This window comes from Synechocystis sp. LEGE 06083 (assembly GCF_015207725.1).
Taxonomy (GTDB): Bacteria; Cyanobacteriota; Cyanobacteriia; order Cyanobacteriales; family Microcystaceae; genus Synechocystis; species Synechocystis salina.
This window is the reverse complement of sequence record NZ_JADEWJ010000209.1, coordinates 1-7,063: the sequence shown is the minus strand read 5'-3', so window position 1 is coordinate 7,063 and position 7,063 is coordinate 1. Positions and strand designations below refer to the sequence as shown.

Below are 7,063 nucleotides of genomic sequence, written 5' to 3'. Positions count from 1 at the left end.
ACCGATTACGTCCCCAGCTTTGCCCACTCCTACGCCGACCTGGCCAGTTTCGTTACCGACTACCACGATCGCCCGGAAGCTAAGTTTTTTACCGCCTTTGACCACCTTACTGACCCGGCGGATTTGGATAACCCGTTCCTGCCAGTTAGTGTCTTCTTTTTTTTCACGGCTGGTTTTACGACGCTTTGCCATAGTAATTTCCTTGGATGTTAATGGGTTTGGTTAACGTTGTTAGAAATCGAGACCGGCTTCCCTGGCCGCCTCCGCCAGAGCTTTTACCCGTCCGTGATACAACTTACCACCCCGGTCAAAAACTACTTGGTTAATGCCTTTGGCGATCGCCCGTTGGGCTACCAACTTGCCCACCTCTGCGGAAGCATCCTGGGTGGAGCTGGAACTGAGGGACTTTTTCAAATCGGGGTCGAGGGTGGAAGCCGCCGCAAGGGTGTGCTGGGCCACGTCATCGATCACCTGGGCGTAGATGTGGTCATTGGACCGAAAAACCGCCAAACGGGGCCGCTCGCTGGTACCAGATAAGTGGCGACGCAGCCGACGGTGACGACGTTGGGTGGCAGATTTACGAGTACTTTTCATGGTTTATTTTTTCCCTGTCTTACCAGCTTTACGACGGACATATTCACCTTGGTAGCGGATACCTTTACCCTTATAGGGTTCCGGTGGCCGCACAGCCCGGATTTTGGCCGCTGTATTCCCCAAGAGTTCCTTGTCAATGCCGGAGACAATTACCTGGGTGTTATTTTCAACTTTGACCTCAATACCTGCGGGCATGGTCATTTCCACGGGCTTACTATAGCCGACATTCAGAGTCAACTTATTGCCCTGGGCCTGGGCTCGATAGCCCACCCCTTGGATTTCGAGACGACGCTCAAAGCCCTGGGCCACCCCATCCACCATATTGGCAACGAGGGTACGCACCAGACCGTGGCGTTCCCGGGCAGCGCGGGACTCGTCCTGGCGGGTGACGGTGATGGTTTCCCCTTCCTGGGCCACAACTACCTTTTCCGGTAAATGTCTTGCCAGGGAACCCTTGGGGCCTTTCACACTCAGATGGGTGCCTTGAATATCTACGCTGACCTTCGCTGGGATGGGAATGGGGCGTTTTCCGATACGGGACATAGGATTAATTCTGTAAAGTTAAGTTTAAGTAGTAATACAATAGTAGCCTTCGACCAGGACTACCAAATGTAACAAAGGATTTCGCCCCCAATGCCCTGGCGACGGGCTTCCCTATCGGTCATGATGCCGTGGGAGGTGGAAACAATGGCGATGCCAATGCCGCCCAACACCCGGGGAATTTTTTTGGAAGGGGCATACACTCGCAAACCGGGCTTACTAACCCGCTGGAGGGTATTGATCAGGGGCTGGCGGGTCTTGCCTTTGTACTTTAAAGTGAGCACTAAGGTACGACTGATGCCTTCGCCGGTTTCAGCATAGTCTTCGATAAACCCTTCGCTTTTGAGCACCTTGGCAATGCTCAGGGTCATTTTAGTGGTGGGCACCTGGGTAGTGCTATGTCTCACCGCACAGGCATTGCGGATGCGGGTGAGCATATCGGAAATTGTGTCTGTTGAAGCCATTATTCCTGCTGGTAGATTCTCCTAAGGGATGATGATTCAGGTGGATTGATGAAAACTTGTTACTGATCAATCACCCTGAGCCGCGACTAAATTAACTTCTAAAGGGCATGCCCAGAGCTTTAAGCAATGCACGGCCTTCTTCGTCAGTTTGGGCGCTGGTAATGATGGAAACGTCCATGCCCCGGATTTGATCGATGGTGTCGTAATCAATCTCGGGAAAAATTAGTTGTTCGCGAATGCCTAAGCTATAGTTACCCCGGCCGTCAAAGCTGTTGGGGCTGATGCCACGGAAGTCCCGAATGCGGGGCAACGCTAAGTTAATCAAGCGATCCAAAAAGGCATACATCCGCTCGGAACGGAGGGTAACCATCACCCCCACTGGCATACCTTCCCGGATTTTAAAACCGGCGATCGCCTTGCGGGCCCTGGTCACTACCGGCTTTTGCCCTGTAATGGTGGCCAACTCCGCCAGGGAAGACTCCAAAGCCTTGGCATTTTGGGAAGCTTCCCCTAATCCCCGGTTGACAGTAACCTTGGTCAATTTGGGAACTTGATGAATATTTTTGTAGCCAAACTCCTCCTTTAACTTAGGAAGAACGGTTTCTTGGTAGAGGGTTTTAAGTCGTTGAGTCATGGTATTTACAGGGTCTCTGGGCTTGGTCAGAGAATAAATGAACCGGGCACATCAAGCTGAAGTCTGGGGTCGGCCAGGGGGCAACTACACCAGCCTTTAGTCAATGATTTCTCCCGTTTTTTTCAGCATCCGCACTTTACGACCATCGTCAGTGACGGTGTAGCAAATGCGACTAGCAATTTTTTCCTTAGTGGAATAGAGCATCACCTTGGAGCTATGGATGGGAGCTTCATAGCTACTGATCTGCCCCGATTCCCCCTCTTGACGGGGTTTAACATGCTTGGTGCGGATATTAACCCCTTTGACCACCACTTGACTTTGGCTCGGAATGGTTTGCAGGACTTCCCCCACTTTGCCCTTATCTTTGCCGGAAATTACTTGGATGGTGTCGCCTTTTTTGACGTGCATCTTTACCCGGTGGGGAGCTTGTTTGGTTTTAGTCATTTAGAGCACCTCCGGAGCCAAAGAAACAATTTTGGTAAAGTTTTTGTCCCGCAGTTCCCGGGCCACGGGGCCAAATACCCTGGTACCCCGGGGATTACCTTCGGCGTTGATGATCACAGCGGCATTGTCGTCAAAGCGGATACTCATGCCACTGGCTCGGCGCAAAGGCTGTTTGGTTCTGACAATCACCGCCCGTACCACGTCGGACTTTTTGATCGGCATGTTGGGCAGGGCATCCTTCACCACGGCAATAATTTGGTCGCCAATACCACCATAGGTGCAGTTCCCCGTGCCCAGAACCCGCAGACACATGAGCTTGCGAGCCCCACTGTTGTCCGCGACGTTGAGATAGGTTTGTTGTTGAATCACGGCGTTTTCCTAAAAAAATCAGACTAGGATGAATGGCTCATAATGTTGATTACTTGCCAGCGCTTAGTTTTGCTCAGGGGGCGGGTTTCTTGGATGCGAACCTTGTCCCCTTCTTGGCACTGGTTTTCTTCGTCGTGAGCTTTAAATTTCTTGGTTTTGACGACAATCTTGCCGTACTTGGGGTGGGGAGAACGGCTTTCCACAGCAACAACGACGGTTTTATCCATTTTGTTACTGACCACAATGCCCACACGTTCTTTAATCGCCATGGTGTTTCTATTCCTCCTCGGAAGGACTGTTCTCAAGTTGTCGTTCCCTTTCCACCGTTAATAGTTGGGCTAAGCGATGGCGGGCATGTTTAAATTCATGGGGATTTTCGGGACGACGGGTGGCCTGTTGGAACCGGAGTTGGAATAATCTTTGCTTGGTAGCGAGGATTTCCGTGCCCAGTTCTTCGTCGCCGAGTTTCCTTGCGTCCGCAATATTGGGAAGAGCCATGTTAAATGTAATCCTCCTGACGGGTAATAAATTTAGTCTTAATGGGCAATTTCTGGGCGGCGAGGCGCATGGCTTCCCGGGCCACTTCCTCGGAGACTCCGGCTAGTTCAAACATGACCCGACCGGGTTTAACCACCGCTACCCAATATTCTGGGGAACCTTTACCGGAACCCATCCGAGTTTCAGCAGGACGCATGGTGACGGGTTTGTCGGGAAAAATACGGATCCAGATTTTCCCACCCCGACGGATGTAACGGGTCATGGCTCGACGGGCGGCTTCGATTTGCCGGGAGGTGATCCAACAGGGTTCGGTGGCCTGGAGGGCGAAATCACCGAAGTTGAGGGTACTGCCCCGCTCCGCTAGACCCCGCATCCTGCCCCGTTGCTGTTTACGGAATTTTGTTCTTCTAGGACTTAACATAGTGCGTTAACGAATAGGCGTTAATGATTGGCGATCGCCAAAGGAATGGAGCTTAACCGTCGTTGGAACGGTCATCAAACTGTTGTCGACGGGATTTACGACGGGGTTGGCTGGGGGGAGCGACCACGGCCGCTTCTTGCCCAGGGATAATTTCCCCTTTAAAAATCCAGACCTTAATACCTAAAATGCCGTAGGTGGTGAGGGCCGTACGATAGGCGTAGTCAATGTCCGCCCGCAGAGTATGAAGGGGCACCCGACCTTCCCGTACCCATTCTGTCCGGGCAATTTCTGCCCCGTTCAGGCGACCGCTAACTTGGATTTTGATACCTTTAACTTCAGCCCTTTCTGCCCTTTGCAATGCTTGGCGCACCACTCGGCGGAAGGAAACCCGACGCTCTAACTGTTGACCGATGTACTCGGCCATCAAAGCCGCATCGGCATCAGCATTGGGTACTTCAATGACGTTGACCCGAATCTGCCGGGCTCCCCCAAGGAGGTTTTGCAGACCGGTACGTAGTTGCTCAATACCGGAGCCACCTCTTCCTACCACTACCCCAGGGCGGGCGGTGTGGATGCCTAATTCTATCTGTTCGGCTTTACGTTCAATGCGGATATCAGAAATACCAGCATTATGAGGGTTTTCTCAATATACTGACGAATTTTGTAGTCTTCCTGCAAAAGCTCTGGGTAGCGCTTGGGGTCGGCATACCAGCAAGATTTGTGGTCTTTGGTAATGCCGAGGCGGAAGCCAACTGGATGTATTTTTTGTCCCATGTTTTGTATGCGTGACGTGAACAGCGATGTTAGTTATCTGCCAAGGCCGGGGCAACGGCAACGGTGATGTGGCAAGTGGGCTTGCGAATTTGGTAGGCACGACCCTGGGCTCGGGGGCGAAAACGTCGCAAACTGGGGCCACCGTCGGCGAAGGCCTGGCTAACAACTAGATCCGTGGGTTCCAAACCTTCGTTATGCTCAGCGTTGGCCACGGCGGAACGCAATACTTTTAGCACCGGCTCACAGGCTTTATAGGGCATAAATTCCAGGATGATGAGGGCTTCCCGGTAGGAGCGCCCCCGGATCTGATCTAGCACCCGCCGCACTTTTAGGGGAGACATCCGCACGTAACGGGCGATCGCCTTGACCTCGGCCGTCGTATCAAGTTTTGTCATACTGCTTACCTCTGGTTACTTACGCGCTTTTTTATCGCTTTTAGAATGACTGCGGAAGGTGCGAGTCGGCGCAAATTCCCCTAACTTATGCCCCACCATTTGTTCAGAGACAAACACTGGCACATGCTGGCGACCGTTGTGGACGGCGATGGTATGGCCCACCATCTGGGGAAGAATTGTCGAAGCCCGGGACCAGGTTTTAACCACCTGCTTATCCCCCTTGTCATTGAGCTTGTCAATTTTGCGGAGCAGGGAAGCTGCCACAAAAGGACCTTTTTTTAGTGAACGACCCATAGTTCAGTTCCAACGAATAAAAACAAAAATAATTATTTGGTGCGGCGACGGACAATCAGAGCACTACTGCGCTTCTTCTTGTTGCGGGTTTTAGCACCCAGAGCCGGTTTACCCCAGGGGGATACGGGGCCAGAACGACCGATGGGAGCCCGGCCTTCTCCACCACCATGGGGGTGGTCACAGGGGTTCATCACGCTACCCCGGACATGGGGACGACGACCTAGGTGACGCTTACGACCAGCTTTACCAAGTTTGAGGTTACGGAATTCGGCGTTGCTCACCCGACCAAGGGTGGCCACACATTCTTTCCGAACCATGCGTACTTCCTTAGAAGGCAACTTAATGGTCACATAGTCCCCTTCCTTGGCCACCACTTGGGCAAAAGCTCCGGCGGAGCGCACCATTTGGCCACCCCGACCGGCTACCAATTCCACATTGTGTACTTCACTACCCAGGGGAATACGGCTCAGGGGTAAGGTATTGCCCACTTCAAAGGGAGCATCTTCCCCGGCAATCACGGTCATCCCCACCTGTAGTCCAGCGGGGGCGAGGATATAGCGCTTTTCTCCATCGGTGTAGAACAGCAGGGCGATGCGGGCATTGCGGTTGGGATCGTATTCGATCGCCGCCACCCGGGCCGGAATATTTTGCTTATTGCGTTTGAAGTCGATAATCCGGTAAAGGCGTTTATGGCCTCCCCCCCGGTGCCGACTGGTGATTACCCCGCGATTATTGCGACCTTTATGGTCGTGGCGGTTAGTGGTTAATGACTTTTCCGGCGTACTTTTAGTAATTTCAGTGAAATCGGAGACACTTGCCTGCCGAGTTCCTGGTGTCATTGGCCGATAATTGCGAATACCCATGGGTTTAGATAACAGTTAATGCAGTGGTGGTCTAAACGTGGCTTACACGTCGGGGAACAATTGGATGCTATCCCCTTCTTTGAGGGTGACAACGGCCCGTTTTACTTGGGCTTTAAAACCCATGAAACGACCCACCCGTTTTTGTTTGCGGGGCATGCGAGCCGTATTAACGCCTGTTACTTTGACGTCAAACAGTAGCTCGATCGCCGCTTTAATTTCCGGCTTGGTGGCTTCGGGGCGCACGTCAAAGACATATTTATTGTCTTCGAGCTGTAGGGTGGCCTTTTCCGTCACAATCGGCTTAATAATTAAGTCCGCCAAACGACGTTGGTCAATTACCTTACTCACCGTAAACCTCCTGGATTTTCTCGAGGGCAGTGGCGGTGGCCACAATGGTGTCTGCAACGAGGATGTCGTAGATATTGAGGTTATCTGCCCGTAAAATTTTCAAATAGGGAATGTTGCGCCCAGAAAGAAACACATTTTCCGGAATTTCATCCAGGATTAACAACACCCGTTTTTCAGGTTTAGCACCCCAGCGAGTCAAGGCCGTAGCCAACTCTTTAGTCTTGGGTTGGCTGAACTGGTCCCCAAAGGCTTCCACCACCACAAAGCTTTCTGCCTTAGAGGCGATCGCCGTTCTCAGGGCCAAACGCCGCTCCTTGCGGTTCATTTTTTGGCTATAGTCCCGGGGTTTGGGACCAAAGATTACCCCACCACCCCGCCAGAGGGGAGAACGGATCGAACCCGCCCGGGCCCGACCAGTACCTTTT

General features: G+C 52.4%; 14 protein-coding genes and 2 pseudogenes. All 16 read right to left on the bottom strand.

What is annotated here, in order from left to right:
- Positions 1 to 192, bottom strand: a pseudogene (locus tag IQ219_RS14630) (30S ribosomal protein S5); the annotation flags it as partial.
- Between the two features lie 39 nt (positions 193 to 231).
- The gene (rplR, locus tag IQ219_RS14625; protein WP_194073087.1) at positions 232 to 594 is read right to left on the bottom strand and encodes a 50S ribosomal protein L18; all 363 of its coding nucleotides are present in this window, start codon (positions 592 to 594) and stop codon (positions 232 to 234) included.
- Positions 595 to 597: 3 nt separating this feature from the next.
- Positions 598 to 1,137 carry a 50S ribosomal protein L6 gene (gene rplF / locus IQ219_RS14620; RefSeq protein WP_190596110.1) on the bottom strand — a complete coding sequence of 180 codons (540 nt, stop codon included), beginning with the start codon at positions 1,135 to 1,137 and terminating at the stop codon, positions 598 to 600.
- A 59-nt stretch (positions 1,138 to 1,196) separates the two neighbouring features.
- Positions 1,197 to 1,598, bottom strand: a complete 402-nt coding sequence (gene rpsH / locus IQ219_RS14615) for a 30S ribosomal protein S8 (RefSeq protein ID WP_190596111.1) — start codon at positions 1,596 to 1,598, stop codon at positions 1,197 to 1,199.
- A gap of 91 nt (positions 1,599 to 1,689) precedes the next feature.
- Positions 1,690 to 2,232: a 50S ribosomal protein L5 gene (gene rplE / locus IQ219_RS14610; protein WP_190596113.1), complete on the bottom strand. Its 543-nt coding sequence runs from the start codon at positions 2,230 to 2,232 to the stop codon at positions 1,690 to 1,692.
- Between the two features lie 96 nt (positions 2,233 to 2,328).
- Positions 2,329 to 2,676 (bottom strand): 50S ribosomal protein L24, encoded by a 348-nt coding sequence (gene rplX, locus IQ219_RS14605; protein WP_190596115.1) that lies wholly within the window; start codon positions 2,674 to 2,676, stop codon positions 2,329 to 2,331.
- A complete protein-coding gene (rplN, locus tag IQ219_RS14600; protein WP_010871969.1) occupies positions 2,677 to 3,045 on the bottom strand; it encodes a 50S ribosomal protein L14 in 369 nt (122 codons plus the stop codon).
- Positions 3,046 to 3,068: 23 nt separating this feature from the next.
- Positions 3,069 to 3,314, bottom strand: a complete 246-nt coding sequence (gene rpsQ, locus IQ219_RS14595; protein ID WP_010871970.1) for a 30S ribosomal protein S17 — start codon at positions 3,312 to 3,314, stop codon at positions 3,069 to 3,071.
- Between the two features lie 7 nt (positions 3,315 to 3,321).
- On the bottom strand, positions 3,322 to 3,543 hold the full coding sequence (gene rpmC, locus IQ219_RS14590) for a 50S ribosomal protein L29 (protein WP_190596117.1): 222 nt from the start codon (positions 3,541 to 3,543) through the stop codon (positions 3,322 to 3,324).
- Between the two features lies 1 nt (position 3,544).
- The gene (rplP, locus tag IQ219_RS14585) at positions 3,545 to 3,964 is read right to left on the bottom strand and encodes a 50S ribosomal protein L16 (protein WP_028947555.1); all 420 of its coding nucleotides are present in this window, start codon (positions 3,962 to 3,964) and stop codon (positions 3,545 to 3,547) included.
- A 52-nt stretch (positions 3,965 to 4,016) separates the two neighbouring features.
- Positions 4,017 to 4,738: pseudogene (gene rpsC, locus IQ219_RS14580) on the bottom strand (30S ribosomal protein S3).
- A gap of 29 nt (positions 4,739 to 4,767) precedes the next feature.
- The gene (rplV, locus tag IQ219_RS14575) at positions 4,768 to 5,133 is read right to left on the bottom strand and encodes a 50S ribosomal protein L22 (RefSeq protein ID WP_190596121.1); all 366 of its coding nucleotides are present in this window, start codon (positions 5,131 to 5,133) and stop codon (positions 4,768 to 4,770) included.
- A gap of 15 nt (positions 5,134 to 5,148) precedes the next feature.
- Positions 5,149 to 5,427 (bottom strand): 30S ribosomal protein S19, encoded by a 279-nt coding sequence (gene rpsS / locus IQ219_RS14570; protein ID WP_010871975.1) that lies wholly within the window; start codon positions 5,425 to 5,427, stop codon positions 5,149 to 5,151.
- Between the two features lie 32 nt (positions 5,428 to 5,459).
- Positions 5,460 to 6,290 (bottom strand): 50S ribosomal protein L2, encoded by an 831-nt coding sequence (rplB, locus tag IQ219_RS14565; RefSeq protein WP_190596123.1) that lies wholly within the window; start codon positions 6,288 to 6,290, stop codon positions 5,460 to 5,462.
- A 42-nt stretch (positions 6,291 to 6,332) separates the two neighbouring features.
- A complete protein-coding gene (locus tag IQ219_RS14560) occupies positions 6,333 to 6,638 on the bottom strand; it encodes a 50S ribosomal protein L23 (RefSeq protein WP_028947551.1) in 306 nt (101 codons plus the stop codon).
- Positions 6,631 to 7,063, bottom strand: a 433-nt coding sequence (gene rplD / locus IQ219_RS14555; protein WP_194073086.1) for a 50S ribosomal protein L4, incomplete at its 5' end; no start/stop codon positions are given. The genes IQ219_RS14560 and rplD, both read right to left, overlap by 8 nt.